General features: G+C 46.8%; 26 protein-coding genes. 15 read left to right on the top strand and 11 right to left on the bottom strand.

Features of this window, described 5'->3' with window-relative positions; genetic code table 11:
- Positions 1 to 38: 38 nt before the first annotated feature.
- Complete coding sequence (gene metG / locus ACFS7Z_RS10495; protein ID WP_377484171.1) at positions 39 to 2078, bottom strand: methionine--tRNA ligase; 2040 nt, start codon at positions 2076 to 2078, stop codon at positions 39 to 41.
- A 139-nt stretch (positions 2079 to 2217) separates the two neighbouring features.
- Here metG and ACFS7Z_RS10490 point away from each other — a divergent pair, with 139 nt between their 5' ends.
- The gene (locus ACFS7Z_RS10490) at positions 2218 to 2436 is read left to right on the top strand and encodes a hypothetical protein (protein WP_377484168.1); all 219 of its coding nucleotides are present in this window, start codon (positions 2218 to 2220) and stop codon (positions 2434 to 2436) included.
- Positions 2437 to 2508: 72 nt separating this feature from the next.
- Here the strand turns inward: ACFS7Z_RS10490 and ACFS7Z_RS10485 are convergent, their stop codons facing one another.
- The 4 genes from ACFS7Z_RS10485 to msrB all read right to left on the bottom strand — a co-directional run bounded on the left by ACFS7Z_RS10485 (position 2509) and on the right by msrB (position 4980).
- Complete coding sequence (locus tag ACFS7Z_RS10485) at positions 2509 to 2814, bottom strand: hypothetical protein (RefSeq protein ID WP_377484166.1); 306 nt, start codon at positions 2812 to 2814, stop codon at positions 2509 to 2511.
- Between the two features lie 246 nt (positions 2815 to 3060).
- Positions 3061 to 3327 carry a hypothetical protein gene (locus tag ACFS7Z_RS10480; protein ID WP_377484164.1) on the bottom strand — a complete coding sequence of 89 codons (267 nt, stop codon included), beginning with the start codon at positions 3325 to 3327 and terminating at the stop codon, positions 3061 to 3063.
- Between the two features lie 186 nt (positions 3328 to 3513).
- Positions 3514 to 4308 (bottom strand): DUF3050 domain-containing protein, encoded by a 795-nt coding sequence (locus tag ACFS7Z_RS10475; RefSeq protein WP_377484162.1) that lies wholly within the window; start codon positions 4306 to 4308, stop codon positions 3514 to 3516.
- 123 nt (positions 4309 to 4431) lie between these two features.
- Positions 4432 to 4980 (bottom strand): peptide-methionine (R)-S-oxide reductase MsrB, encoded by a 549-nt coding sequence (gene msrB, locus ACFS7Z_RS10470; RefSeq protein WP_377484160.1) that lies wholly within the window; start codon positions 4978 to 4980, stop codon positions 4432 to 4434.
- 213 nt (positions 4981 to 5193) lie between these two features.
- On the opposite strand from msrB, the gene typA reads away from it, so the two are divergent.
- Positions 5194 to 6999, top strand: a complete 1806-nt coding sequence (gene typA, locus ACFS7Z_RS10465; protein WP_377484157.1) for a translational GTPase TypA — start codon at positions 5194 to 5196, stop codon at positions 6997 to 6999.
- Between the two features lie 75 nt (positions 7000 to 7074).
- On the opposite strand, the gene ACFS7Z_RS10460 is transcribed toward typA, so the two are convergent.
- Positions 7075 to 8118: a hypothetical protein gene (locus ACFS7Z_RS10460; RefSeq protein WP_377484155.1), complete on the bottom strand. Its 1044-nt coding sequence runs from the start codon at positions 8116 to 8118 to the stop codon at positions 7075 to 7077.
- 320 nt (positions 8119 to 8438) lie between these two features.
- On the opposite strand from ACFS7Z_RS10460, the gene ACFS7Z_RS10455 reads away from it, so the two are divergent.
- On the top strand, positions 8439 to 9659 hold the full coding sequence (locus ACFS7Z_RS10455; RefSeq protein WP_377484154.1) for an OmpA family protein: 1221 nt from the start codon (positions 8439 to 8441) through the stop codon (positions 9657 to 9659).
- 315 nt (positions 9660 to 9974) lie between these two features.
- Positions 9975 to 11561, top strand: coding sequence for a hypothetical protein (locus tag ACFS7Z_RS10450; RefSeq protein WP_377484153.1), 1587 nt, complete (start codon positions 9975 to 9977; stop codon positions 11559 to 11561).
- A 167-nt stretch (positions 11562 to 11728) separates the two neighbouring features.
- On the opposite strand, the gene ACFS7Z_RS10445 is transcribed toward ACFS7Z_RS10450, so the two are convergent.
- The 5 genes from ACFS7Z_RS10445 to ACFS7Z_RS10425 form a co-directional block, all read right to left on the bottom strand.
- Positions 11729 to 11998 (bottom strand): hypothetical protein, encoded by a 270-nt coding sequence (locus ACFS7Z_RS10445; protein WP_377484152.1) that lies wholly within the window; start codon positions 11996 to 11998, stop codon positions 11729 to 11731.
- A 104-nt stretch (positions 11999 to 12102) separates the two neighbouring features.
- Positions 12103 to 12855: an SDR family NAD(P)-dependent oxidoreductase gene (locus tag ACFS7Z_RS10440; protein ID WP_377484150.1), complete on the bottom strand. Its 753-nt coding sequence runs from the start codon at positions 12853 to 12855 to the stop codon at positions 12103 to 12105.
- Position 12856: 1 nt separating this feature from the next.
- On the bottom strand, positions 12857 to 13624 hold the full coding sequence (gene porT / locus ACFS7Z_RS10435; RefSeq protein WP_377484148.1) for a type IX secretion/gliding motility protein PorT/SprT: 768 nt from the start codon (positions 13622 to 13624) through the stop codon (positions 12857 to 12859).
- Positions 13573 to 14295 (bottom strand): bifunctional demethylmenaquinone methyltransferase/2-methoxy-6-polyprenyl-1,4-benzoquinol methylase UbiE, encoded by a 723-nt coding sequence (gene ubiE / locus ACFS7Z_RS10430; protein ID WP_377484146.1) that lies wholly within the window; start codon positions 14293 to 14295, stop codon positions 13573 to 13575. Before ubiE ends, porT begins: the two co-directional genes overlap by 52 nt.
- 146 nt (positions 14296 to 14441) lie before the next feature.
- The gene (locus tag ACFS7Z_RS10425) at positions 14442 to 16424 is read right to left on the bottom strand and encodes an OmpA family protein (RefSeq protein ID WP_377484144.1); all 1983 of its coding nucleotides are present in this window, start codon (positions 16422 to 16424) and stop codon (positions 14442 to 14444) included.
- 806 nt (positions 16425 to 17230) lie between these two features.
- Here ACFS7Z_RS10425 and yihA point away from each other — a divergent pair.
- The 11 genes from yihA to ACFS7Z_RS10370 all read left to right on the top strand — a co-directional run bounded on the left by yihA (position 17231) and on the right by ACFS7Z_RS10370 (position 25693).
- On the top strand, positions 17231 to 17836 hold the full coding sequence (yihA, locus tag ACFS7Z_RS10420; RefSeq protein ID WP_377484142.1) for a ribosome biogenesis GTP-binding protein YihA/YsxC: 606 nt from the start codon (positions 17231 to 17233) through the stop codon (positions 17834 to 17836).
- Positions 17837 to 17914: 78 nt separating this feature from the next.
- A complete protein-coding gene (locus ACFS7Z_RS10415) occupies positions 17915 to 18322 on the top strand; it encodes an energy transducer TonB (protein ID WP_377484140.1) in 408 nt (135 codons plus the stop codon).
- Positions 18323 to 18347: 25 nt separating this feature from the next.
- On the top strand, positions 18348 to 18809 hold the full coding sequence (locus tag ACFS7Z_RS10410) for a DUF5606 family protein (RefSeq protein WP_377484138.1): 462 nt from the start codon (positions 18348 to 18350) through the stop codon (positions 18807 to 18809).
- 57 nt (positions 18810 to 18866) lie between these two features.
- The gene (locus ACFS7Z_RS10405) at positions 18867 to 19196 is read left to right on the top strand and encodes a hypothetical protein (protein WP_377484136.1); all 330 of its coding nucleotides are present in this window, start codon (positions 18867 to 18869) and stop codon (positions 19194 to 19196) included.
- A 250-nt stretch (positions 19197 to 19446) separates the two neighbouring features.
- Positions 19447 to 20721 (top strand): aspartate kinase, encoded by a 1275-nt coding sequence (locus ACFS7Z_RS10400; RefSeq protein ID WP_377484134.1) that lies wholly within the window; start codon positions 19447 to 19449, stop codon positions 20719 to 20721.
- A gap of 127 nt (positions 20722 to 20848) precedes the next feature.
- Positions 20849 to 21079 carry a hypothetical protein gene (locus tag ACFS7Z_RS10395; protein WP_377484131.1) on the top strand — a complete coding sequence of 77 codons (231 nt, stop codon included), beginning with the start codon at positions 20849 to 20851 and terminating at the stop codon, positions 21077 to 21079.
- Between the two features lie 259 nt (positions 21080 to 21338).
- Positions 21339 to 21803 carry a Fur family transcriptional regulator gene (locus ACFS7Z_RS10390; protein WP_377484129.1) on the top strand — a complete coding sequence of 155 codons (465 nt, stop codon included), beginning with the start codon at positions 21339 to 21341 and terminating at the stop codon, positions 21801 to 21803.
- Between the two features lie 31 nt (positions 21804 to 21834).
- A complete protein-coding gene (locus ACFS7Z_RS10385; RefSeq protein ID WP_377484127.1) occupies positions 21835 to 22473 on the top strand; it encodes a peroxiredoxin in 639 nt (212 codons plus the stop codon).
- A gap of 292 nt (positions 22474 to 22765) precedes the next feature.
- Positions 22766 to 24331, top strand: a complete 1566-nt coding sequence (locus ACFS7Z_RS10380) for a SulP family inorganic anion transporter (protein WP_377484125.1) — start codon at positions 22766 to 22768, stop codon at positions 24329 to 24331.
- A 36-nt stretch (positions 24332 to 24367) separates the two neighbouring features.
- Entirely contained in the window at positions 24368 to 25000 is a 633-nt protein-coding gene (locus ACFS7Z_RS10375) for a carbonic anhydrase family protein (RefSeq protein ID WP_377484123.1), read from the top strand.
- 12 nt (positions 25001 to 25012) lie between these two features.
- Complete coding sequence (locus ACFS7Z_RS10370) at positions 25013 to 25693, top strand: TetR/AcrR family transcriptional regulator (RefSeq protein ID WP_377484121.1); 681 nt, start codon at positions 25013 to 25015, stop codon at positions 25691 to 25693.
- Positions 25694 to 25815 lie beyond the last annotated feature (122 nt).

The raw sequence follows: 25815 nt of genomic DNA, 5'->3' as shown, positions 1-25815 counted from the left end.
GCTGTGAGGTTCTATTCCCTGTGAATATAAGGAAATTATTAGCTCACCCCTCCCCCATTCACAATTTGCTTGCTTGGCTGCACAAAGGCTAAAGAGCCGTCGGCGTTTTCAGCCATCAGGATCATGCCCTGGCTGGTGATGCCTTTGATGTCGCGTGGAGCCAGGTTCACCAGGATGCTCACCTGCTGCCCAATGATGTCTTCCGGGTTGTAGTACTCCGCAATGCCGCTTACCACGGTGCGCTGGTCTATACCAGTATCAATCTTCAGCTTCAGGAGCTTTTTGGTTTTAGCTACTTTCTCAGCCTCCAGTATGGTACCAATGCGGATATCCATCTTCGAGAAATCCTCAAAAGAGATGTTCTCTTTGGCTGGCTCGGCCACGGCATTGGCTATTTCATTTGCCTTCTTCGTGTTGAGCAGCTTCTGCACCTGTGCATCCACAGCAGCGTCTTCTACTTTCTCAAACAACAGTTCCGGCGTCCCGATAACGTGTCCTGTTGCCAGCAGGTCTGCTGCACCGGCCTCCGCCCATTTGCCAACCGGCTTGTTCAGCATGTTGCTCAGTTTAGCAGCTGATGTTGGCAGGATAGGCTCCATCAGAATATTAAGACTGGCAGAAATCTGCAGCGCGACATTCATGATGGTTTTCACACGCTCGGCATCTGTCTTTATCAGCTTCCATGGCTCTGTGTCCGCCAGGTACTTGTTACCAAGGCGGGCCAGGTTCATCAGCTCGCTCAGTGCCTCCCGGAAGCGGTAACGCTCTATAAGGTCCGCAATGATGCCCGGGAAGTTTGCCAGTTGCTCCAGTGTCTCCTTGTCAAAGTCCTGTAACTCTCCGCGGGCAGGCACGGCACCATCGTAATACTTCTGCGTGAGCACCACCGCACGGTTAATGAAGTTGCCCAATATGGCCAGCAGTTCGTTGTTGTTGCGGGCCTGGAAATCTTTCCAGGTAAAATCATTGTCTTTTGTCTCCGGCGCGTTGGCAGCCAGCACATAACGCAGCACATCGCCTTTGCCCTTAAAGTCCTGCAGGTACTCGTGCAGCCATACAGCCCAGTTGCGGGACGTGGAGATCTTATCGCCTTCCAGATTCAGGAATTCGTTGGCTGGTACGTTATCCGGCAGCACGTAATCTCCGTGTGCTTTCAGCATAGCCGGGAAAATAATGCAATGGAATACGATATTGTCCTTTCCAATAAAGTGCACCAGCTTCGACTCCTCGTCTTTCCAGTATTTCTCCCACTCATCTGTCAGGGCTTTTGTAGCCGATATGTAGCCGATAGGAGCATCGAACCACACGTACAGCACTTTGCCTTCGGCACCATCTACAGGCACCGGCACACCCCAGTCCAGGTCGCGGGTTACAGCACGCGGCTGCAGCCCCTGGTCTATCCAGCTTTTGCACTGCCCGTATACATTTGGCTTCCAATCCTGCTTGTGGCCTTCCACAATCCACTCGCGCAGCCATGCCTCATAGTCGTTCAGGGGCAGGTACCAGTGTTTCGTTTCGCGCATCACCGGTTTTAAGCCGCTCAAGGTGCTCTTCGGGTTGATAAGGTCAGTTGCATTAAGAGAGGTGCCACAGTTCTCACATTGGTCGCCGTAGGCATTCTCGTTGCCGCAGTTGGGGCAGGTACCCACTATGTAGCGATCAGCCAGGAACTGCTGCGCCCCTTCGTCGTAATACTGCTGCGTGGTCTGCTCTATGAACTTGCCTTCTTCATACAACTTCTTAAAAAAACCGGCAGCTGTTTCAGCATGCACTTCTGAGGAGGTGCGGTGGTAGATGTCGAAAGAGATATTGAAATCCTCAAAAGAACTTTTGATCAGCTCATGGTACTTATCAACGGCCTGCTGCGGTGTAATCCCTTCTTTCTTGGCGCGAATGGTGATAGGCACGCCATGCTCATCAGAGCCGCACACAAATTTCACATCACGCTCCTGAGAGCGCAGGTAACGCACATAGATATCAGCAGGAAGGTACACACCTGCCAGGTGGCCAATGTGCACGGGACCATTAGCGTAAGGCAGTGCAGCCGTTACGGTATATCGTTTTGGAGTAGTTGTCATGTCTTAATTTAAAATACAAATATACAAATAGAGAACGTATTGCACTGCCACCAGGGTGCAAATGCCGAAATCTGATACAATCGCTGACCTCCAGCGCTTTTTTCCGTAAGAAAAGGCATCACCTAAAGAATCATTAATTATGAGGCATAACGATAGTCAAAAATCGAGAAGGGATGATGGAGAGAATCTTGGCAGGAAAGACCATGAAAATAAACTATCTCAGAATCCTGCTCCCAAAAAAGTGGACCGTGAATCTGAGAACACACCTCCCGAAAATGAAGTGTATGTAGACCTGGAACCTGATGAACTGCACCTGGGAGAAGATGAAGAAGCAGATGATGCAACCAGCAAAGGCTAAATTCTTTTCAGCTAAGAAGTACAGAGGCCTCCGCTTTTTAGATAAAGCGGAGGCTTCTGTGTTTGAACGGACTTACTGGTTTACTATAATTGGCCTGATTACGGGCCGGATGGGCCAGTAGATATTGTGCCGTGTTGTGTCGATGGGGGAAAACGGCAGCTGTCGGGGGCGCAGCGCATTGGGCGTCATGGCAGGGCCGTTTCTGTCAAACTCTTCAATGTTTCTCTTCCGGTTGATTTCGCTGGCCACTCCGCCCATTTGTCTTCCTAAAGTGCCTTCTGCAGTCGGCCGCAATGTTACCCGCTCATTCAGCATCACGTCGTCCGGCAGGCTTGCCTGCCCCTCCGACAACGACGTACAGCCGCCTATGCTTAACATAACTACTCCGGTTATATATATCTTGTATCTCTCCATTTTTCTCTCTCGCTAATAATACATTCTCCACTCTCCTTGGAGCTTATATATAGTATACGGTTAAAAAGCATAATTTGGAGTAAAGCAAGGGTCATTTAGGGGAGTGGCGCTAATAGAGGAAGACAGATACAGGGCTTCATCTACACAAAAGGGCAGAGGCTACTGCCCCTGCCCTTTTGCCTGATTTCGCTTTATGTGGTCCTTTTTTATCTATGCCTCTTCGCCATACACATGCTGATGACCTACCTGTGTCAGCATCAGGCCATCCGGAGCGGGGTTTACAAAGCCTTCTTTGGCGAGGTGATGCTCCGCCTCCTTCTGCACATCTTTGTAATGCGGATAGCGTTCCTGCAGGAAAGGGTACAGCTCCTGGTAAGGCAGCACATTGCCCGCCCGAACATCCATTTCCTTAAAAGCTTCTATGATGCATTGTGCGGTATTTTCTATGTTTTCAGCTTCTGAATGTAATTCTGCCATTATATCTGTCTTTTAGTTGTTGAGTTAAAAGATACGGCAGCCGCTGCAGGATTGTTAGTTGTTGCTTACTGAATTGTTAAATGGTTCGATGGCTAAATTGTTAGATGTCTGGTTCATAGTAACCGATTATTTAATTATTCCATGTGATCCAACAATGTAGCCATCCAGCAATTGACCAATCAAAGACTACGCCTCTGACGGCAGCAAATTCCGGATGCCGTTCCACAGTTCTATGCGCTGCTCAATGCATGCCTGCGACACTTCGAGTGCTTCCTGCCATTTTTCATCGTCATCTTCGCAGAGTTCTGCTACCATTTGCAGGGCAAGGGGGGTGTGCACCTCCTCATCCAACTGCACATGGCGGTCGAGGTAATAGATAAATGTTGCCAGCTTTCCGGGGAAGCGCTTGTTTAAATCTTCGATGAGGCTCCGGAACATATCCGGTATCAGGTCTTCCCTGCCGAAGGTAAAGGCAGCGGCCACCACATGCGGCTTATCTGAGTTGATGACGCTGAAGGTATTGCGCACGAAAAACTTAACACTCGGATCGATCCGGACATGATCCAGCGCGCTGTTCACGCTTTTGCCCTCGCTGATGCTTTGCAGAAGCTGTTCAATCATGCTTTTGTCAGCTCCGGCTTCGTCCATGGCGCGCAGGTAAAGCTCGTAATGGCTGACAGGATTGCCTTCCTGGTCTACGTCTGTTTCCTCTTCCAGCACAATCTCGTTTATCAGGCGGCGGGTGCTGGGGCTTCCTTTCGGCACCCACGGCAGCGTCACACAGGTCAGGTCGCGCTGCAGTGCCTTCAGCAGGCTCATAAAATCCCACACAGCAAACACGTGGTGCTCCATAAATAGCTTCAGGTCGTCCAGGGTCTCTAACGACTGGTAAACGTTGTGGCGCAGCAAGCGCTTTTTGTGCTCTCTCAGCGCTTGCTGCAGCGCCTCTATGCGGTTATTCATAACAGGTATGCGTGTCATTTATGTTGTATAAGGGCTGCGGAAACACAATTCCAATATAATCTAAAATAAGCGTTGCCGAACAAGTTTTTACCTGTTCGGCAACAAAAAGTTATAACATAAAACACCTGAATGTAGGCTGATCTACTTCTCCTCGAAATCGAGGGCTATAGAATTTAAGCAATACCGCAGGCCGGTTGGCTTAGGACCATCCGGAAAAACATGGCCAATGTGTGAGCCGCAACGGGAACACTCGACTTCTGTTCGTAGCATACCCAGCGCTCTGTCGTCTACCTCCTTTACCCGTTTCTCTGATATCGGGGCATAAAAGCTTGGCCAGCCGGTGCCTGACTCAAATTTTGTTTCGGATGTGAACATGGGGTTGCCGCAGGCGGCACAGGAATAGACACCTCTCCTTTTGTTGTCATTAAACTCATTTCTAAAGGCTAGCTCTGTTCCCTCCTCCCGCAGTACCTGGTATTCTTCTGGTGTAAGCTGCTGCCGCCATTCTTCTTCTGTTTTTACAACGGTATCTCCGAGTGCCTGCTCATTCAGTTCATTAACGACCGCATCCGGTAAAGGCTCGTTACCTGCAGTGGCTGTTGTAAGTGCCCGATCTGTTGTATTATCCTGCTGCGCGCAGGCTCCGAGGTTAATTGCACTAATAAGTAATATTAAATTGAATAGTTTCATAAGTATAGATACGAGGCAAACGCACAATTAGCTTTTGCCTTATTAAAAATATAACAGCTTAAGAAACAATCCTCAAGCTGATAATGTTTGCCATTCAGGAGTCACTTTTTGTGGCTACTGGAATTTATTTTCATACATAACATGTTTATTTCGAGCAGCATACTAAAAGTGTAAACCCTTTTTAGTAATTTTGCGGCTCGAAAAACCAATTAAATGCAGAACATTCGAAATATTGCGATCATCGCACACGTAGACCACGGCAAAACAACGCTCGTGGACAAAATCATCCACGCTTCTAAGCTTTTTGCTGAGCACCAGCAGTTTGACGACCTCATTCTGGATAACAACGACCTGGAGCGCGAGCGCGGCATCACAATCGTTTCCAAGAACGTGTCGGTTCGTTACAAAGACGTTAAAATCAACATTATCGACACACCTGGTCACGCCGACTTCGGCGGCGAGGTGGAGCGTGTACTGAAAATGGCCGACGGTGTGCTCCTGCTGGTAGATGCCTTCGAGGGAGCCATGCCACAAACGCGTTTCGTGTTGGGTAAAGCGATACAGCTTGGCCTGAAGCCAATTGTAGTGGTAAACAAAGTAGACAAAGAAAACTGCCGCCCGGATGAGGTGCATGAGCAGGTTTTCGACCTGATGTTTAACCTGGATGCTACGGAAGACCAGTTAAACTTCGTGACACTTTACGGTTCCTCCAAGCATGGCTGGATGAGCACTGACTGGAAAAAGCCTACTGACAACATCACGCCACTTCTGGATGCTATCATCGACGTAATTCCTCCGGCTCCATACCTGGAAGGATCACCACAGATGCAAATCACTTCGCTTGACTATTCTTCTTTCGTAGGTCGTATTGCTATCGGTCGTGTGCACCGTGGCACCCTGAAAGAAGGTATGCCAATTAGTTTGTGCAAGGCAGACGGCACCATCAAGAAAGGCAAAATCGGTGAGATCCAGATTTTTGAAGGCCTTGGTAGAAAGAGTGTACAGGAGGTAACAGCTGGTGAAATTTGTGCGGTAACCGGTATCGAAGGTTTTGACATTGGCGATACCATTGCTGATGCTGTTAACCCGGAGCCGTTAAAGCGCATCTCAATCGATGAGCCTACTATGAACATGCTCTTCACGATCAACAACTCTCCTTTCTTCGGTAAAGAGGGTAAGTTTGTGACATCACGCCACCTGCGTGACCGCCTGTTTAAGGAAACTGAGAAAAACCTGGCACTGCGTGTGCAGGAGACAGACCGTGAAGATACTTTCCTGGTATTCGGACGTGGTATCCTGCACTTGTCTGTTCTGATTGAAACCATGCGCCGTGAAGGATACGAGTTGCAGGTTGGTCAGCCCCAGGTAATCTTCAAGGAGATAGATGGCGTTCGCTGTGAGCCGATTGAGCACATGGTAGTGGACGTACCGGAAGAAACTGCCGGAAAGGTAATTGAACTGGTAACGCAGCGTAAAGGTGAACTGACTATTATGGAGCCGAAAGGCGACCTGCAGCACCTGGAGTTCAACATTCCGGCCCGAGGCCTGATTGGTTTGCGTAACAACGTACTGACTGCCACTGCTGGTGAGGCTATTATGAACCACCGCTTCCTGCAGTACGAGCCGTTTAAAGGCACTATTCCTGGCCGTAACAACGGGTCTATTATCTCGATGGAGACAGGCCCTGGTACTGCTTATTCCATCGACAAACTTCAGGATCGTGGTTTCTTCTTCGTTGACCCAGGTGTTGAGGTGTATATGGGCCAGGTGATCGGTGAGCACAGCCGCCAGAACGATATCACGGTGAACATTCAGAAAGGTAAGAAGCTGACAAACATGCGTGCTTCAGGCTCTGACAATAACGTGAAAATCGCGCCTGCCAAGAACTTCTCTCTGGAAGAGGCCATGGAATACATTCAGAAGGATGAGTACCTGGAGGTAACACCAAAGAGCATTCGCATGCGTAAGATTTACCTCGACGAGAACGAGCGTAACCGTATGTCAAGAGCTTCTGACTAATTAGCAAGTGCTTTATATAGAAAGGCCAGCTGTAGAACTACAGCTGGCCTTTTTGCTTTATAGTGATTGGTTAAGCTATATTTTTTCTACAGCATTGTCACCGGTAGCAGCTAAGTCGTGCGGCTCTCCTACTTTACCACCTATAGCCGCCGCTATTGCACCCAGCAGCAGCCCGAAGAAAGCATAAATGGCAGCCTTAGAGACAGCAGAAGCAACATCTCCCCCTATCTCCTGCGCACGCTGGCTAACCTGCGCTCTGGTCTCCTTAAATTGCGTCTTAGCTTGCTCATACGTCGTAATCCAGCCGTCAACAATTTCGCTTGCCTCTGCTCTGCTCTTGCCGGTACGTTCCATCACCACATTCACAGCTGCCTCACGGTCAGCAGCACTTGCTACTTCAGCGCCCTGTCCATACAACCTGTTCATTACTTCATCGAAAGTAGAACCGGCGGATTGGGGGTTTGCCGCTGCCTCTCCGGCCGCGCCTTGTGCCTGGCTGGCAGCGGACCTTGCCTCCTGCTCAATGTTTTCGGGCTGAAGTTCCGGCTTTCCGGTCTGTTGCAGAATCTGGCGTGCCTCCTGCTTCACATCCTGGAAATTGACGCCACTCTCTTCCAGCCTGGACTGTATGGCGTCTGCGGCCTGTGGGGCTACAGCAGCTACTCCCTGCCCTGCAAGCGAAAGCGTACTGCCGACGACACTTCCTACACCGCTAACAATTCTTCCGACAGCGGTAGTCAATAAGTAGAACGAAAGCAAGGTAAATAGGCTCCAGGTCAGGATGCCATGCAGGATGCTGTCAAAGGAAGTTGGCATACCTGCCAACCGGCCTGCCACCCAGCCTCCTACAAACAGAGAAAGCAGCATACTCACAATCCACCAGATAAGTGCTCCGGTTCCCAGGCCTGAGGCAGGGTTCTGCTCCGTTGCCGGATCAATGGATCCTATGCCAATGCCCAGCCCGAGCAGGCTAAGGGAAAGTTGTACTACAAGGGCTACTACAAGGCCCGCGAAAACCGCCCCCCAAGATATCCTTTTAATTACTCCTAAGCCCATAGCAGGTCTTGTGCCTGTGTAAGGGGCTCTATAATGCCTTTCATTGTGTAAGTCGTTATCCATAGTTATGTTTTTAATATTGAACAATACCAAGTTTAACGCCATTTATCTCCCTAAGTTTTTATTTCCCAATGATTAACCTACCTCTAAGCAGAGCAGAAACATGACTCGAGCCAAAGTAACTACCGAAAGCTTTTCACATTTTTGTTACCTCTACCTCGTCAGGCTGGAGGACCGGAATGAAGGCAGGCTTACTCCCGCTTCAGAGGAACTTTCTGTTAAATAACCCTTAGAAATACTCTTCTCACTAAAAACAAGCTTTATTTATCATATTAAATTCATAATTTTTATAGCTTTATTAATGAAACATAATTTCTAAGACTATGAATAAAAGTATCATTCGGTTTAGCCTGTCTTTTGTGCTATGTATACTCATGGTACCTGCTTATGCCCAGATTAATATTGGCAAAAAACTGCAGAATAAAATAAATCAGAAGGTAGACCAGCAAATAGACAAATCAATTGATGGTGCGCTTTCAGCACCTGAAAAGAAAGCTGCAGATAAAACGACTGAAGGCAGTGCAGCCGGCACGGAAAAAGACTCTCCTGAAAGCATGACTGCTGATGCTGGTGAAAAACAAAAACGGGCCTGGACCAAGTATGACTTCGTGGCCGGAGACAAAGTGCTGTTCGAAGACAACCTCATTGGAGAAGAAAACGGAGAGTTCCCTTCCCGCTGGGATCTAAAAAAGGGAAATGCGGAGGTGGCTTCGTTTGGAGGAGAACCCGTAATCAACCTTGTGCAGACGGGAACAGAAATCACCCCGCTAATGAAAACAAAAGATTGGGTACCTGAAACTTTCACTATAGAGTTTGATATCTTTTTCGACAGCGATAATCCTAACGTGGCTTATGAAGTCTATCTGCTAGATGACTCTAAGAACTATAGCGAAAGCCTGCATGGGCACTTCTGGGATCCGATTGATATCAGAGCCAACGGTGTCAGGTTTAAAACATTCGGAACCCAATCAGAGGAACTGGAAGCAGCTGGCATCAAAAGCCAGTGGCGCCATGTGGCCATTGCCTTCAACAAGCGTAGCATGAAAGTATACCTCGATCAGTACCGGCTCATCAACATTCCAAATGTAACCGGAAAACCTACCGGCTTAAGAATAGCAGTAGACAAGCGTATAGACGCCAACACCATGGTGAAGAACATTTTTATTGCAGAAGGAGGAAAAAAACTATATGACCAGGTAATGGCAGACGGTAAGATTGTTTCGTATGGTATAAAGTTCGATGTGAACAAGGCAACCATCCGGCCAGAATCTGTCGGCGCACTCAATAATATAGTAAAGCTGATGCAGGAGCAGTCTGCCCTGAAGTTTAGCGTAGAAGGCCATACGGATAGCGATGGAGATGACAACACCAACATGAAACTGAGCCAGGAAAGATCAGAAGCCGTGAAAGCATACCTCGTTAGCCAGGGCATTACGCTGGAGCGACTCTCCTCGAAAGGCTGGGGTGAAACAAAACCTTTAGATAAAAACACTACCACCGAAGCAAAGTCAAACAACAGGCGGGTAGAATTCGTGAAGCTGTAAATAGCGGCTAAGAAGCCTGGAAATAGAAGTAAAAAGAGCCTGACCTGCAAGTCAGGCTCTTTTTACTTCTGAGGAAGTTTGCATGGTTGTTATGAATAACTCTTATGCTATCTGGCAAAAAAGTGTCTATTCTTTCGTATACCGACACAAATTGCACAGAATAAGGGCTCACCGGCAGGCCAGGTTTCTCTTGCTTTGGTAGTCTCCGCTAGCGCAAACATGCCCTTGCCTTGTTGTTACCAGCCTCTCACATGAAAACATTATGCAGGATTTACGTTAGATAGGGACACAAAAAGTCAACACTTCTCAAAAAAGATGCACCCAAGGCACATCCTGATTTTATTATTCCTGCTGTTTTCGACTGGTTGCGCCAGGAAAAATTTCTTTGCCAAAACTCCAGTTGTTGATCCTGCTGTGTATAATCAGCTAAAAAAGTCACCTGAAGCAGTAGACAGTGTAACCGTGAAAGCAGGCAAGCATTACAAACGGGGGTTTCTGCATCGCCTGTTCTGGGGCACACACTACCGCCCCGTCTGGAACGCCCCGGTCACTGTTCCGGTATTCGATATGGACACCATTAAAGGAGGCCTGAAGTTTCAGGAACTGGGAGGCGGCTTTCAGACCACCAGCATGACGCTTGTTGACTCCACCGGCTTTACCTATGCCCTACGTTCCCTTGATAAAGATCCTATAGAGGTGCTGCCTAAGTTCTGGCGTAAAACCTTTGTTACCAACGTTCTACGTGACCAGATTTCAGCTATAAACCCTTATGCCGCGCTAACAGTACCACCTTTGGCAGCGGCGGCCGGCATTCCGCATTCAAAGCCCAGATTAGTGTATGTGCCTCCTAAAGCCGATAGTTTCGGGGAGCACGAAGAGCGGTTCAGTGATGGGCTTTATATGTTGGAAGAGAAGTTTGATGATGAGAACACCTTAACTCCTGCCCTGGGAGATGCAGTAGATATAGATGGTTCCGGTACCGTGCTGAATAACCGGTACAGCGAGGATGATGTTTTTATTGATCAGGCGGCATTCGGGAAAGCACGCTTACTTGACATTCTGATTCATGACTGGGACCGGCATGAAGGGCAGTGGGAGTGGGCACAGTACAAAGAAAAAGACCAGCGCATATACCGCCCCATCCCCAAGGACCGGGACAATGTGTACTATAGATTCCAGGATGGTATTATTCCTTGGGTTTTCAGCCGTAACTGGGCCATTAGGAAGTTTGAGTCTTTTGATGATGAGTTCAATGATGTGAAAGCACTTACCGTTAATTCAGAATTCATAGACAGACGCGCACTTTCCCAACTGACGCGGGAACAGTTCGACTCACTGGCAAAAGAGCTGCAGACTGCCATTACCGACGAGGTGATAGAGAAAGCCGTACAGCAGTTTCCTGATTCAGTATACAAACTGGTAGGCGAAAGCACCAGGCGCAAACTCATAAACCGCCGCAACAACTTGACAAAAGCCGCAGCAGACTTTTATGAAATACTGGCAGAGGAAGTACTGGTAGTTGGCACAGACAAGGAAGACGAGTTTACTGTAAAGCGCCTGAATGATGAGGAGACAGAGGTAACAGTACGCCGTAAATCAGATGACAAAGTCACTTACCGCCGTGTGTTCAAGCGCTCCGATACCGAGTTAATAACGCTGCACGGCCTGGCAGGAGATGATGATTTTGAAGTAAGTGGAGAAGTAAAAAGCGGAATCAAGATAGAAATCTATGGCGGGCGCGGCGAAGACGAGATAAAGGATACCTCCCGCGTTGGCGGCTCAGGGAAGAAAACCTGGGTCTACGACACAAAGCGCGGCACGGACCTGGAGGCAGGCCCTGAAACAAAAGACAAGCGAACAAAAGATGTTCGGGTGCATGCCTTTGACAGGGAAGGATTCTAATTTACTTTCTCCAGCGCTAATAAAACCACTGCGGAAACAGACTACATACTCCAAAAGCCTAGGGGGATTTTCGCTCCAAGCAGGCTACTAACTTGAATCTAATTCTATAAAAGCAAAGCGGCGGCACCATATGGTGCCGCCGCTTTGCTTTTATAGAATTAGCGATCCTACTCATCTGTTTTATTCTGACTGCCCTGGCCGCCACCGCCACTTTTGCTTCCGTTGCGGTTATCATCGTTGTCTTTGGCATTCCAGGAACCCTGCCCTTGCTGCTGGCTAGCAGTTGCTTTTGTGCCCTCTGTGCCTAAATCCACAGCTCCTTTATGATTCGCTGTGTTTGAATACTCTTCCTCCTCCGACTTGCGAAATGGATTCGCATTGCTGGCTGGTTTGGTATTCTTATTTTTATCGTTCTGTTCGTTTTTCTCGTTTGCCATAGCTATTTCTGTTGCTCAATGTAAAGGTTATAGACTTGTATCTGTTACAAGTATGTCCCTTTTGATTACGGTGCTATGGCAATCGGGTTCCGGCTTAAGCGAATCTACTGCTGTTTGTGCACTATGGTAGCTGCTGCCTGTGCTGTTGGCAGTACCAGCACCTCGGCCAGGTTCACGTGTGCAGGCCGCGATACTATAAAGCCGATCAACTCGGCAATGTCCTGGGCCTGCAGCGCCTGGAAACCCTTGTAAACCGAAGCTGCTCGCTCTTTGTCGCCTTTAAACCGCACCTCAGAGAACTCCGTCTCTACCAGCCCCGGGTTCACCTCTGATACCCGTATTCCCTCCTGCACCAGGTCTATGCGCATTCCCTGGGATATAGCATCCACGGCATACTTGGAGGCGCAGTAAACGTTTCCGTTTGGATACACCTCCTTACCTGCAATAGATCCGATGTTTACGATGTGGCCTTTCTTATGCTGCAGCATAAGCGGGAGCACCGCATGGCTCACGTACAGTAAACCTTTCACATTGATGTCAATCATCGCATCCCAATCGTCCAGTGAGCCATTCTGAATAGAGGACATGCCGTGCGCATTTCCTGCATTATTCACCAGCACCTCTATCTGCCTCCATTCCGCTGGCAAAGAATCTATGGCCTGTTGTGTGGCAGCTTTATCGCGCACATCAAACGCAAGGGTATACACCGGAACCTGCGTCAGTTCCTGCTTTAATTCCTCCAGCCGCTCGGCCCGCCTGCCAGTAGCAATAATGCGATACCCTTGTTTAGCCAGTTCAAAAGCCGTTGCACGGCCTATGCCCGAGGTGGCCCCGGTAACAAATGCTACTTTTGTCATTTTACTCAAAGAAGAATATCAGGGAAACATTGTGATTTGTCAGCTTCTGGATATTGGCACTGTAGAAACTATTGGGAACAGGCTTATGCTGGTTTAATAGGCCGTGCGAGAAGCGCAATTCAGGTGCAAACTTGAAGTAGGGATAGAAGATATCGATTCCGATGCCATACTCCAGTGCTATATCCATGTTCTCTACTTCCAGATTAATTTCACTTTGCGTAGCACCGTTGTTACCTTTTCCTAAGTCGTAACTGGGCTTCACCCCTGCTACAATGTATGGCCTGAAGTTAGAGCGGCGCTTGGCTTTGTATTTTAGCAGCACCGGCAGTTCTATCATGGTATTACTCACCGTCTCGTTCATGGTTGGCTGTGTTTCCAGGGTTGGAACTTCGACATTAGTGAAGGCAATAGTACGGCCATAAAAACCCACCCCCGGCACAAAGCGGGCATCAAGATAGTCTGCAATGCGCACGTTAAGCACCAGGCCAGTATAAAAGCCTAGGCTGGACTTTGCGTTAACGGCATCATCTCCACCGTCTTTTAACTGGTCGACGTATGCCTGTGAGTGGTGTACGTTGTACTTTGTAAGCGGCAGGGACAGGTAAAAACCATAATGTACCGGCCTTTCATCATAGCCGGGTTTGTTCAAATCATGGATTTTCTGGGCCTGCGCTGTGCTGCCCCCCATTAGCAGCAAGGCAAGCACGCCAGCCAGTGTTACTTTTTGCCTATATAAATAGAGCTTATTCCAAATGTGAGTGAATGCCATTTTGTGCTTCTGAATCCAACTTTTGAATAAATATTAAGAAAATTCTGTCCATCCGGGAATGCCTGCACCGACTCCGGCAAATACGTGTAGGCTGCATTGTCCTTAGAAACGAGTTTACCTACCATCGGTAGTATATTGCTGGAATAAAAATGATAGAGCTGCTTCATCGGAAAGCTCCGCGGGTTCGAAAACTCCAGCACCACTGCCGTGCCTCCAGGCTTCAGCACCCGATACATATCTGCCAGTCCTTTCTCCAGGTTCTCGAAATTGCGAACACCGAAAGCTACGGTTATGGCATCAAAGGTATTGTCCTCAAAAGGCAGATTCTCCGAATCCCCATACTTCAGTTCTATCTTATCCGTCAGCCCCTTCTTCACCAGCTTTTCACGGCCTACGGCTAACATCCCCTCTGAAATGTCAACTCCTATAATCTTGTCCGGGTTTAAGCGCAGCGTCTCTATGGCAAAATCTGCGGTGCCGGTGGCAATGTCCAGCACCAGTTTAGGCTCTTCGGGAGCCAGGAGGCTAACCGCTTTCTTTCTCCAGATAATATCAATGCCAGCGCTCAGAAAGTGGTTCAGGAAGTCATACTTGCCGGCAATGTTGTTAAACATTTTGGCCACCTGCGACTTCTTATCATCGTTCTGGTCTTTGTAAGGTACTACCGCCATGGGTTAAATGTAAATAATAGTTCAGCAAAAATACTCCTACAAAAACTATAATGCATTGTTTATGTTCCAAAATATAAAAAAAGCAGGCTGGATAAGTATCCAACCTGCTTCAAATGTGTGTACGTAGTGGCTAAAGGCCTTTCTACTTACTGTACGGTCTCATCCTGCCGCGGCAGCACCTTAAATTCTGTTCTTCTGTTCAGCTGCATGTTCTCAGCAGAAGTGTTCGGAACAGCTGGCCTGCGCTCGCCATATGTTACAGTTACAAGGCGCTTCGGAGAAATACCCTGTCTTACCAGGTAGTCATAAGCGGCATCAGCGCGGTTCTGGCCCAGTGTTACGTTGTACTCATCTGTTGCACGTGAGTCTGTATGGCCTTCTATGCTGATGTTGATGTTAGGATTCGCCTGCATGATACGGGCAATGCTATCCAGTTCCTGAATGGACTCAGGGCGCAGATCATACTCATCAGTATCGAAATAAACAGGCTTCATAGCAAAAGCTGTTGAACTGGTGCTTCTTGTGCCACCTCTTGCTATAAGATTAGCAGTTGCAGTGTCAGACAGCGTAATGTAGAAGTCACGTCTGATGGTTGTTGTATCATTTACCACAACAGGTATTTCTATCTCCTGCGTCTCTATTACCTGGTTATCCAGTGATAACTGTACCTGGTAGTTTCTACCGGAGAGTACCTGCACATTGTAGTTAGCTGAATCAGGTTTTGTCACGTCACGGTATGAAATTGGGCGCTTATCTGCCTGTAGACCGTTGAAGATCAGCTCAACACCAGGAACAAGCAGGCTGTCAGCTTTTGTAAACACCTGCCCTTCCACTCCTGCATTCTTGATGTAGTTGATAGTATAGATGTCTTTTTCTCCGTAACCGCCAATCCTGTAAGAAGACAGATAAGCATAAGATCCATCCGGAGATAAACGGTAGTAAGTGTCATCGTCCGGGGTGTTAACCGGGTAACCGAGGTTTACAGGACGTGCCCATCTTCTTGCCACTGAATCGTACTTTGCATAGAAGATGTCGTACCCGCCCATTGTGTTATGGCCACGGGAAGCAAAATAAAGGGAGCCTTCGCTGTCTATGTAAGGGCTGTCATCATCGAAAGGCGTGTTAATGGATCTTCCAAGGCTTCTTGGAGTACCCCAGGTACCGTTCGCATTACGCTGAGCCACATAGATGTCGAGGTCACCATTCTCAGAATTGTGGCTGGTGGAGTAATACAACGTTTGCCCATCTGCCGTGATGAAAGCATCAGACTCAAAATCCGGAGTGTTTACCTTGTCACTGATACTTTTAGGAGCACCCCAGGTACCATCTGCCTGACGCTCTGACACCATTATATCACCATTGTTGACTGATTGGTACAGTAATAACTTCGTGTCGTTGTCGAAAAGCTGGATAGAGGCATCGTGGCCAGGGCTGTTAAGGGCACCTGAAACAATACGTGTCTTCTCCCACTCGTCGTCACCTAAACGGTTTGTCTCAAAAATATCTTCGTAGTACTCCCCGTCTATCGCAGCCTTGCTACCAGTTGCACTTTCGCTACGGGAGGTAAAAAGCAGGTAATCGTAATCTGACGAAATAACGGGGCTGTGCTCAGAGAATGCAGTGTTTACAGTACCTCCGAGGTTTTTAACAAAAACGTCTTTCGGGTTAGCCGTTTCACGCTTTGCGTTCCGGGCTTGCTGTATCAACTGGGCCACTTCCTCGCGGCGGTACTCGTTACGCTTTGGTATCGTCTTCTGGTAGGCCTGAAAGTGTTCAATTGCGCTGTCAAAGCGATAGTTGATATGGTCAACCCTACCCAGCCAGTACTCTATGTCCCTGTCTACTCTGGGCTTTATTTGCTGTGCACGGTACAGATAGTCAGCTGCTCTTTCCTTATCGAAAGTCAGGTAGCTGATACCGGCACGGTAAAGCGCTGTTGCGTTGTTAGGGTTAGCGGCTATCACTTCCTCATATAGAGGTAAAGCTGCCCTGTAATTTTCTCTATCAAAGAATTTGTTCGCTTTCCGCAGTTGTTTTCTAGTGCTTTGTGCCGACGCAGAAGCTGCCAAAAGGCATATTAAGGCTAGCAGCATAGTAAACCGTGAGAACGATTTGGCTAAATGATTCATGTGTAAAAGGGTTTGTTATACTTTGCTTGAATTTGGTTTGAGTTTACCTGAAAAGCAGGTGTGCAGGCTACGTCTGTTTTAGACTTTGTTGCGCTTCTATACGTTTAATATCAGATTTAGTATATTTAATTTCTGCTTTATCCTTAAATAATTTCGGGTTTGTCACGGACATAACCGCTGTTTTTTTAAAGCTAATCTTTACTGAATTAAAAAACTCGTGGTCCTGCCCCAAGTATAATATTAAGAACAATAAGTTGAACGAACAAATATATAAAATAATAAATGTTGTGTGATTTTTTATTTATCCCTGCAACCTCCAACAGCGAACTATTTTCACCCTGACGGCTATACACACAATGCTGCCATCACCTTGCACTTGGGCAAAGCACAACAACAAAATATTTAGTATCAATGGCTTGTATGCCAGGTAATAGGCTTTATCTGTTTTCTATCACTTTTTTCACACCAGTATAATGAAGAAAACAGCTTTCAGTGCACCATAAGCCTTATTGGCAGCCTCACAATTTGCCAGCACGCCTTAAAGCAGGCCCGAGGAGCAGGGCTTTCCATTGCGGTAAATCTCATCCAGCATCAGATACTGCTCTCTCTGTTTAGCCGTTATACAATCAGCACTGCTGGTATCAAAGGTTCGCCCGTTCATCAACTCCCGATTGGGGAAATAAATTAGTACCTTTGAGTATTAAAGAAGCCTGCCTGAACGGAGGCCGGAATCAGAGAAACGGCTTTTAGCCCGAATGTTCATTTCGCATGTAATATAAGGAGAGCCGGCAAAAAGATACTGCAGCATGAAAATAAAAGAAGCAAAATTTTTGATGAGTAACACACGGGTGGAAGATTGCCCGGTCCCGGACAAGCCGGAATACGCCTTTATTGGTAGGTCAAATGTGGGCAAGTCGTCACTCATTAATATGCTGACGCAGCAGAAAGGGCTGGCCAAAACCTCGTCATCGCCCGGTAAGACGCAGCTCATCAACCACTTCCTGATAAACGACAGCTGGTACCTGGTAGACTTACCAGGCTACGGTTACGCCAAAGTAAGTAAAGACTCCCGCGAGAGCTGGCGCAAAATGATCAACTATTACTTCCAGAAGCGCGAAAACCTGACCTGTGTGTTCGCGCTGATTGACTCCAGGCACGAGCCACTGAAACAGGATCTGGATTTTATTAACCACTTAGGAACCTTAGGCGTGCCTTTTGTGCTTGTATTTACAAAACTTGATAAGCAATCGGCTACAAAAACAGACTCAACCATAGCAGCTTATAAGCGTAAACTGCGGGAAACTTGGGATGAGCTACCGCAGATGTTCCGTACCTCTGCAGAGTTGCAGACAGGCCGGGAGGAGATACTGAGCTTCATAGAAGAAGTAAACGCGCAAGTGCAGAATCAGTAATCCGCCCTCTGAGGAGGTCTGCATTTAAGTATGTGCCGGAGCGAACCAGGTAAAGTTGAACCTTAAATGTTTACCCTTATGAAAACCAGAATTTCAATTTTGTTTCTTTTCTTTGCCTTTGCAACTTTAACGGCATCGGCACAAACCAGCGCCGCGAAGCCAGATGAGGCGCCGCAGGAAAAAAAGGTGTGGATGCCGGAGCAGGTGCTTCCGGTGGCTGAGCACTATGAAGGCGGCGTTGAAGAGATGTACAAGGCCATTGAAAAGGAACTGCAGTATCCTGCCTTGGCAAAACGAAACCGTGTGCAGGGAGAGAGCATTATCTCCTTCGACATTAACGAAGATGGCTCTACCTCAAATTTTAAAATCCTGCGCAATCCAGGTGCGGGCACAGGCGAAGAGGCCGTACGGGTGGCCAGGCTGCTGAAGTTCAAAGCGCCGGGCTACAGCCTGAATGCCAGCCTCCCAATTCGATTCAAACTATAACCTTTGATAAGCTTTATTCTTTATTATGCCTATTGATTTAAGACAAGTTGCTGCCATTTCTGGCATGAGCGGCCTTTACCGCGTTGTGAAACCGACCCGAACAGGTGTTATTGTGGAAAGCCTTGAGGAGAATCCGAAAAACCTTGTAGCACAGGCGCGCCACCGCATGTCGCTGCTGGATGAGATTTCGATATATACAACGGATGAAGAAGGCACTGTGCCACTTGCAGAGGTATTTGACCTGATGCACCAGAAGTACGGGGACGAGTTACCCATTAGCGATAAGCCTGAGAGCGAGGATTATAAAAACCTGCTGGCCGATGTGCTTCCCGAGTATGACGAGGAGCGTGTGTATGTATCAGACATGAAAAAGCTGGTGAACTGGTATTACATTGTAAAGGACTATGTAGGCTTCACAGAAAATAAAGAAGCGGAAGCAACAGCAACTGAGTCAGAAACAGAAGAAGGCAAAGAAGAGCAAGCCTAAACTAAAAGAACAAAGAAGCCCTCCTTTTGCCAGAGGGCTTCTTTGTTCTTTTAAAAATTGAATTACCCCACGAACTCCGTTATGCAGTACTCGCCTGCCATACTTACCAGCGCCACGAACCACTTGCAGAAAGTTTTTGGCATAGATAACCTGCCAGCTAAAGACCTTGAAGCCCTGCATTACAAGCTGGCTCACCTCATACAAGAATTGCTGTTCTCAGATTTTAACCGGCTCCTGCACATCCTCTACCGCATTGATGTGGAAGAACGGAAGGTGAAAGAGGCGATGGCTGCCGAAGAACCAGAAATAATAGCAGAACGCATCTCGCGCCTGATTATTAAAAGAGAACTGCAGAAGGCAGAGAATCGCTTCAGGTACAGCCAGTAAGCTTTGTTTCTTTACGATTAACTTTCAGGAGCCAATTCGCTGGAATGGCCGCTTATCTGGAAGATTGCCCTTTCCTGAGAATCAGCTCTTCATCAGAAGAACCTGATAATATTTTATCTCGGACAGGCCTTTTTGACAAACGCCCTGCACCATTCCATAAAGCACTTCTCATATATTTAAGGAAAGATAGCCGTATAGGGAAAAATATAAACTATAGGCAAGGTTTCGGGCAATAGCTATTTTTAAAGAAATGAGTACAGACAGGATTAGGATATATAAATTCGGAGGCGCCTCTGTTAAAAACGCCGGGGCATTCAGGAACCTGGCAGAAATAGTGAAAGTGCATGGCGGCAAACGGCAACTACTCATAGTTGTATCCGCAATGGGTAAAACAACGAATGCACTGGAAGTTGTAATGGACCAGGCTTACAAGCAGCAGGATTTTGAGGCTGCTTTTCAGCAGATCAAAGCTTACCATTATGAGGTGCTCCAGGAGCTGTTCCCGGCACCCGGAAGTCTGCTATATCACCGGCTCGAAAAAACGTTCATGCTGCTGCACGATGACCTTCAGCAACTCACACCCACTGCTGACTATGACCAGGCTTACGACCAAGTAGTGAGCTATGGCGAACTCCTCTCCTCCACCATCCTGCACCATTACCTGCTGGACCAGGAACTGTTTAACACCTGGGTGGATAGCAGAAAATATATTCAGACCGATGGCACCTGGCGCGAAGCGAAGGTGGACTGGCTCCTCACGGAACGCCTGATCAAAAGTGACCTGCCGCCTATACTGGAAGAGCAGTTGGTGGTAACGCAAGGGTTTCTGGGAGGCACTGGCAACGGCCTCACCACCACACTAGGCCGCGAGGGGTCTGATTTCAGTGCTGCTATTTTTGCCTTTTGCCTTGATGCAGCAGGCATGTATATCTGGAAAGACGTGGAAGGCCTGCTCAACGCAGACCCAAAATACTTTAAGGACACTGTATGTTACCCGGAAATTTCTTACCAGGAGACGGTGGAGATGGCGTATTACGGTGCCTCCGTTATACACCCGAAAACTATAAAGCCATTAGCCAACAAACAGATTCCACTATTTGTGAAATCTTTTATTATTCCTACAGGCAAGGGTACTAAAATATGCGATTGCCGCTTTGACAAGCCCGCACCTGCCTACATTATCAAGGAAAATCAGTGTCTTGTCTCTTTTAGCGTAAAGGACTTTACCTTTATTTCAGAGAAAAACCTGGGCACTATTTTTAATGCGCTGTCGGAGCAACGTATTAAAATAAACCTGATGCAAAATTCCGCCATTTCCTTTTCTGTGTGCACTGACTTTAACGAACAACGCCTAAACCGGCTTATACAGGCGCTGCACGATACCTTTGTTATTCATTACAATACAGCTTTAACGCTGTTCACGGTAAAAAACTATGACACAGAAAGCCTGAACAGGGTGTTGGAAAACAAGGAAATACTACTGGAGCAGCGCACCCGCACCACCTATCAATTTGTCAGCCGGTAGTTGTATTTTCCTGATAAATTAATTTATTGTAAAACATTAATATTTTACTTTCTTTTATAGAAACTTTGTATTTACTTTGCAAGCATGAAGGTCAGTTTTTGATGGCCAACTTACCACCTAACCCGCTATGCAAACTGCTGAGACTTTTACCCTACAATCTTTTTTCAAGCTGCTGCTCCTCTTTGTTCTTCTCATTACTGGCGTAATACTGAAGACTCCCAGTTTAGCGCCTATTGTAGAAGCAAGAAATTTGAAAGCCTCTCCGCCGACTTCGGTCTTGGAAGCAGACTCTTCCCAGGAAATTCAGCAGTTGTATTTCCGGGTATTTACCTCCCAGTCTTCAGCTGCCGCTCTGTAACAACATTAAATTTATCAAATATATAGCCCGTCTTAAAAGACGGGCTTTTTTGTGTTTTATTTAAACGCAGAATCCTGAAGCATACTGCCAATGATGTAGCGGAATCAGGGGCTAGCCATACTCCTTTCTCCTATAAAACAGGTTCAGGACACCTAATTCATGTCTTAACATTAAAATAGCCTCTCTTGTTTGCAGGCGGATTATTTATGCCGTAGCTTTGCAGCATAAATTACGAAATAAGAATTTTTCCTAACAACAGATGCAGCACACCATAAGCCGGCATACCATACGGGAACGCATTGTGGCGAGCGGCCTGAAGGCGACGCACCAGCGCATTGTAGTGTATGAGGCACTGATGGAACTGCACGGAAAACACCCCATGGCAGAGGAGGTGTATCAGCATCTGAAACCAGCTAACCCCAGCATCTCGTTAGGCACAGTGTACAAAACCCTTGATTCTTTTGCAGAAATCAATCTTGTTCATAAAGTGCTGTCAGAAGAGGGCGGAAAGCGCTTCGATGCCAACACCACTGTCCACAGCCATATCTACTGCAGTAATACAAAGGAAATAATTGATTTTGAAGACGCGGAGTTAGATCAGCTGCTGCAGGAGTTTCTGCAGGGGCGGAACCTCTTTAACTTTGAAGTCAGGGGTTTCTCAGTGCAACTGACGGGAAATAAGGTGGAGCCGGGGAAGGGAGTAAGTATTTTAAAAACCAAATAAATAGATTTTCTAACTTTAACACGATTTAAGAATGGCAGTATTAGTAGGTAAAAAAGCTCCTTCATTTAAAGCAACAGCCGTAGTAAACGGTGAAGAATTCGAAGAAAACTTTTCGCTGGAGCAATACCTAGGCAAGAAGCATGTTTTATTCTTCTTTTACCCAATGGACTTTACGTTTGTATGCCCAACGGAAATTCTTGCTTTCCAGGATAGATTAGCTGATTTCGAGCGTAAGGGTGTGGCTGTGGTAGGCTGCTCCACCGATACACACATGTCGCACTTTGCCTGGTTAAACACCCCACAGAACCAGGGCGGTATACAGGGTGTTACTTATCCGCTGGTAGCTGACGCAGCTAAAACAATTGCTCAGAACTTTGATGTACTGGCTGGCCACTACGACTATAACGATGCAGGTGAAGTTACTTTTGTAGGCGAGCCTGTTGCATACCGTGGTCTGTTCCTGATTGACAAGGAAGGGGTTGTTCGCCACCAGGTAGTAAATGACCTTCCGCTTGGCCGTAGCATCGACGAGGCACTTCGAATGATAGATGCCCTGCAGTATTTCGAAGAGAAAGGCGAAGTTTGCCCGGCTAACTGGGAAGAAGGCGAAGAAGCCATGCAAGCCACTAAAGAAGGTGTTTCTGCTTATCTCTCTAACAGAGCACACTAAGCACTCCATCTTTAGGAATAAAACAGGAAAGCCACTGCATCTGCAGTGGCTTTCCTGTTTTCAGGGGTTACCGGAATGCGCTTCCTATTGTTTGAAGACTCATTTGTACGTCAGATTTTTTACAAAAATTAGTCTCTTTTACAGCCCTGCTTTTAACAGAACTTTATACCCGCAGCTGGGTTACAGGTATAAAACAGGAAAAAACACAAAAAAAAGTAAACCAATTGGAAAAATTATGCATACATTTAATAACAATAGTAATACTATAGCTTAATGACTTAAATTTAAAAAAATGATCAGCCTGAAAGAAATCAAAAACGATTTGCCAGCAGGAATTGTGGTTTTCCTGGTGGCAGTGCCGCTGTGCTTAGGTATTGCCATGGCCTCGGGTGCACCGTTGTTCTCCGGTATTATTGCCGGTATTGTAGGTGGTATCGTGGTATCACTCATCAGTGGCTCGCAACTGGGCGTCAGTGGACCTGCGGCCGGACTTGCTGTAATCGTGTTGCAGGCGATACAAAGCCTCGGAAACTATGAGGTTTTTCTTTCTGCCGTTGTGCTGGCTGGTACCATACAGCTTGGACTGGGTTTCCTGAAGGCAGGGAGCATTGGCTACTACTTCCCTACTTCAGTCATCAAGGGAATGCTTGCGGGTATCGGGGTCATCATTATTCTCAAGCAGATTCCTCATGCCTTCGGTTATGATTCTAGTTTTGAGGGAAATGTGCATTACATTGAGCCTGATGGCGGCACTACATTTTCTTCACTATTCAATGCTTTCAATTATATTACGCCCGGGGCGGTTATAATAAGTGTGCTGTCTTTGGCTATTCTCATTTTATGGGACCAGGTGCTCACAAAGAAGCATAAGATATTTCAAATCATACAGGGGCCGCTGGTTGTTGTGGTGCTGGGCATTATACTTAATGTGGTTTTCCGGGATTTATATCCGCAACTGGCACTGGGAATCAACCATTTGGTAGAACTCCCCGTTGCCGATAGTTTTACTGGTTTCCTCCAGCAATTCACCACTCCGGACTTCAGCCGTGTGCTCACCTATGATGTACTCTTTCTGGGAGCCACTTTAGCCATTGTGGCGAGTCTTGAAACATTGCTGTGCCTCGAAGCAACAGACAAACTGGACCCTTACAAACGTATAAGCCCTGCAAATCGGGAGCTGGTAGCGCAGGGTGTGGGCAACATGGTTTCAGGTTTCATCGGCGGTTTGCCTGTAACACAGGTAATCGTCAGGAGTTCTGCCAACATTCAATCCGGCGGAAGAACAAAGCTTGCCGCCCTTATTCATGGGGTGCTCATTCTGGTCTCTGTCATCCTGCTTCCTAGTGTTCTGAACATGATTCCGCTGGCTAGCCTTGCAGCTATTCTGATCATTGTCGGATTTAAGCTGGCAAAGCCCGCTCTGTTCAAAAGCATGTACAGAAGCGGCTGGAATCAGTTTCTGCCATTCATTGTAACCATCGTAGCCATTGTTTTCACAGACCTACTTACCGGAATAGGTATAGGCATGGCTGTGGCGATAATTAATGTCCTGCGCAATAACTACAAAGTCTCACATTACCTGTACAAAGACAAAACTGAAGGTGCCCGGCAACAGTACTATATGGTATTGGCAGAGGAGATATCTTTTCTGAACAAGGGAAACATCCTGCAGACGCTAAGGAAACTCCCCGACAATGTGGATCTTGAAATCGACTTTTCCAAGTCAGCCTATGTTGACCCGGATGTGAAAGAGGTTATTGAAGACTTTAAGGAAAATGCCCGAAGTAAGAACATCAATTTAACCATAAAAGAAGTGGAGGAAGGTGAAGATGTCAGGGCAGGTAAGGTTCTAATCTAGATAGAAACAATACATTTTAATAAAAACAAAAAGAAAATGAGAGCACTAACAAAAGAACAACAAGAAAAGATAACGCCGGAAAAAGGATTGGAGCGACTGAAAGAGGGGAACAAGCGGTTCGTTAGCAATCAGAAGCTTGATCATGGCCTCTTACAACAGGTAAGCGAAACGTCTAAAGGTCAGAATCCATTTGCTATCATATTGAGCTGCATCGACTCCCGAACTTCGTCAGAGCTTATTTTTGACCAGGGCATGGGCGATATCTTTAATGCCAGGGTTGCCGGCAACATCGTGAATGAGGATATATTGGGAAGTATGGAGTTTGCCTGTAAGGTAGCCGGCTCAAAGCTGATTGTAGTTTTAGGGCATACAAGCTGTGGAGCCATAAAAGGTGCCTGCGATAATGTAGAACTCGGCAACCTGACAGTGCTTTTAGATAAAATAAAGCCTTCTGTTGAAGGTGTTGATTACGATGGAGACAGAAGCTCTAAAAATATAGAATTTGTAGACAAGGTAGCTGAAGAAAATGTCCACAGAGTGATAGATGATATCCAGAACAGAAGTAGTATACTGAAGGAAATGATTCAGAACGGAGAGATTGGAATTGCCGGAGGCATGTATGACGTGGGAACCGGTGTCGTGAATTTCTATGATCATTCTTTGCAATAAGGCCAACAATGAATGAAAAATCTGCTGGCGAACTTAAAAATTAAAGTAGATGAGAAAGTCTACCTGAAAGATCCGGATACGTCTGAGAAAGGGCGGCACATCGTGGAACAAAGTATACTGCTCATAGATGAACTCGGACTAGAGTCTTTCACATTTAAAAAGCTGGCAGAGAAGATAGGCACAACGGAGGCAACTATATACAGGTATTTTGAGAGCAAGCATATGCTGCTCTCATACCTGATCTCCTGGTACTGGAGTTGGCTGGAATATCGCCTTGTGTTTGCTACAAATAATATCGGGCCTGCAGAAGAAAGATTAAAGATTGCCATTGGCATCCTGTCAGGAAAGGTAGAACTTGACATGAATTTTGTACATGTGAATGAGGTGGCACTGCAAAAAATTGTGGTGGCAGAATCTGCAAAGGTTTACCTCACAAAAGAGGTGGATGATAACAACAAAGAAGGTTTTTTTTATTCCTATAAGCGTTTTTGTAAGCGTGTTGCAGAAATTATCAAAGAGATAAACCCTGCCTACAAGTTTCCTGCTTCATTGGTTTCCACAGTAGCAGAAACGGCCCACTCCCAAAAATTCTTTTCGCTGCATCTGCCCTCCCTCACTAATATCTCAGACAGCAAAGACAGCCAACTCCTCGAGTTCCTGACAGAGATGGTTTTTAAAACAATCAGCAGATAACATGCTTTCATGATTTCACTATTGCCAATGATGAATCACATTTTTCAATAACGATTCATCATTGGCAATTTTTTTAAACAGGTATTTACAGTATGTCGTGTTCAGGATAGACTCACAGCTTT

Source organism: Pontibacter toksunensis, assembly GCF_042686245.1.
GTDB classification, from domain to species: domain Bacteria; phylum Bacteroidota; class Bacteroidia; order Cytophagales; family Hymenobacteraceae; genus Pontibacter; species Pontibacter toksunensis.
This window is presented reverse-complemented; position numbering and strand designations above follow the sequence as displayed.

What these genes read in the sequence shown, in the direction of transcription:
- metG (WP_377484171.1), bottom strand. Translation starts at nt 2,078, where the DNA reads ATGACAACTACTCCAAAACGATATACCGTAACGGCTGCACTGCCTTAC.
- ACFS7Z_RS10490 (WP_377484168.1), top strand. Translation starts at nt 2,218, where the DNA reads ATGAGGCATAACGATAGTCAAAAATCGAGAAGGGATGATGGAGAGAAT.
- ACFS7Z_RS10485 (WP_377484166.1), bottom strand. Translation starts at nt 2,814, where the DNA reads ATGTTAAGCATAGGCGGCTGTACGTCGTTGTCGGAGGGGCAGGCAAGC.
- ACFS7Z_RS10480 (WP_377484164.1), bottom strand. Translation starts at nt 3,327, where the DNA reads ATGGCAGAATTACATTCAGAAGCTGAAAACATAGAAAATACCGCACAA.
- ACFS7Z_RS10475 (WP_377484162.1), bottom strand. Translation starts at nt 4,308, where the DNA reads ATGACACGCATACCTGTTATGAATAACCGCATAGAGGCGCTGCAGCAA.
- msrB (WP_377484160.1), bottom strand. Translation starts at nt 4,980, where the DNA reads ATGAAACTATTCAATTTAATATTACTTATTAGTGCAATTAACCTCGGA.
- typA (WP_377484157.1), top strand. Translation starts at nt 5,194, where the DNA reads ATGCAGAACATTCGAAATATTGCGATCATCGCACACGTAGACCACGGC.
- ACFS7Z_RS10460 (WP_377484155.1), bottom strand. Translation starts at nt 8,118, where the DNA reads ATGGATAACGACTTACACAATGAAAGGCATTATAGAGCCCCTTACACA.
- ACFS7Z_RS10455 (WP_377484154.1), top strand. Translation starts at nt 8,439, where the DNA reads ATGAATAAAAGTATCATTCGGTTTAGCCTGTCTTTTGTGCTATGTATA.
- ACFS7Z_RS10450 (WP_377484153.1), top strand. Translation starts at nt 9,975, where the DNA reads ATGCACCCAAGGCACATCCTGATTTTATTATTCCTGCTGTTTTCGACT.
- ACFS7Z_RS10445 (WP_377484152.1), bottom strand. Translation starts at nt 11,998, where the DNA reads ATGGCAAACGAGAAAAACGAACAGAACGATAAAAATAAGAATACCAAA.
- ACFS7Z_RS10440 (WP_377484150.1), bottom strand. Translation starts at nt 12,855, where the DNA reads ATGACAAAAGTAGCATTTGTTACCGGGGCCACCTCGGGCATAGGCCGT.
- porT (WP_377484148.1), bottom strand. Translation starts at nt 13,624, where the DNA reads ATGGCATTCACTCACATTTGGAATAAGCTCTATTTATATAGGCAAAAA.
- ubiE (WP_377484146.1), bottom strand. Translation starts at nt 14,295, where the DNA reads ATGGCGGTAGTACCTTACAAAGACCAGAACGATGATAAGAAGTCGCAG.
- ACFS7Z_RS10425 (WP_377484144.1), bottom strand. Translation starts at nt 16,424, where the DNA reads ATGAATCATTTAGCCAAATCGTTCTCACGGTTTACTATGCTGCTAGCC.
- yihA (WP_377484142.1), top strand. Translation starts at nt 17,231, where the DNA reads ATGAAAATAAAAGAAGCAAAATTTTTGATGAGTAACACACGGGTGGAA.
- ACFS7Z_RS10415 (WP_377484140.1), top strand. Translation starts at nt 17,915, where the DNA reads ATGAAAACCAGAATTTCAATTTTGTTTCTTTTCTTTGCCTTTGCAACT.
- ACFS7Z_RS10410 (WP_377484138.1), top strand. Translation starts at nt 18,348, where the DNA reads ATGCCTATTGATTTAAGACAAGTTGCTGCCATTTCTGGCATGAGCGGC.
- ACFS7Z_RS10400 (WP_377484134.1), top strand. Translation starts at nt 19,447, where the DNA reads ATGAGTACAGACAGGATTAGGATATATAAATTCGGAGGCGCCTCTGTT.
- ACFS7Z_RS10395 (WP_377484131.1), top strand. Translation starts at nt 20,849, where the DNA reads ATGCAAACTGCTGAGACTTTTACCCTACAATCTTTTTTCAAGCTGCTG.
- ACFS7Z_RS10390 (WP_377484129.1), top strand. Translation starts at nt 21,339, where the DNA reads ATGCAGCACACCATAAGCCGGCATACCATACGGGAACGCATTGTGGCG.
- ACFS7Z_RS10385 (WP_377484127.1), top strand. Translation starts at nt 21,835, where the DNA reads ATGGCAGTATTAGTAGGTAAAAAAGCTCCTTCATTTAAAGCAACAGCC.
- ACFS7Z_RS10380 (WP_377484125.1), top strand. Translation starts at nt 22,766, where the DNA reads ATGATCAGCCTGAAAGAAATCAAAAACGATTTGCCAGCAGGAATTGTG.
- ACFS7Z_RS10375 (WP_377484123.1), top strand. Translation starts at nt 24,368, where the DNA reads ATGAGAGCACTAACAAAAGAACAACAAGAAAAGATAACGCCGGAAAAA.
- ACFS7Z_RS10370 (WP_377484121.1), top strand. Translation starts at nt 25,013, where the DNA reads ATGAAAAATCTGCTGGCGAACTTAAAAATTAAAGTAGATGAGAAAGTC.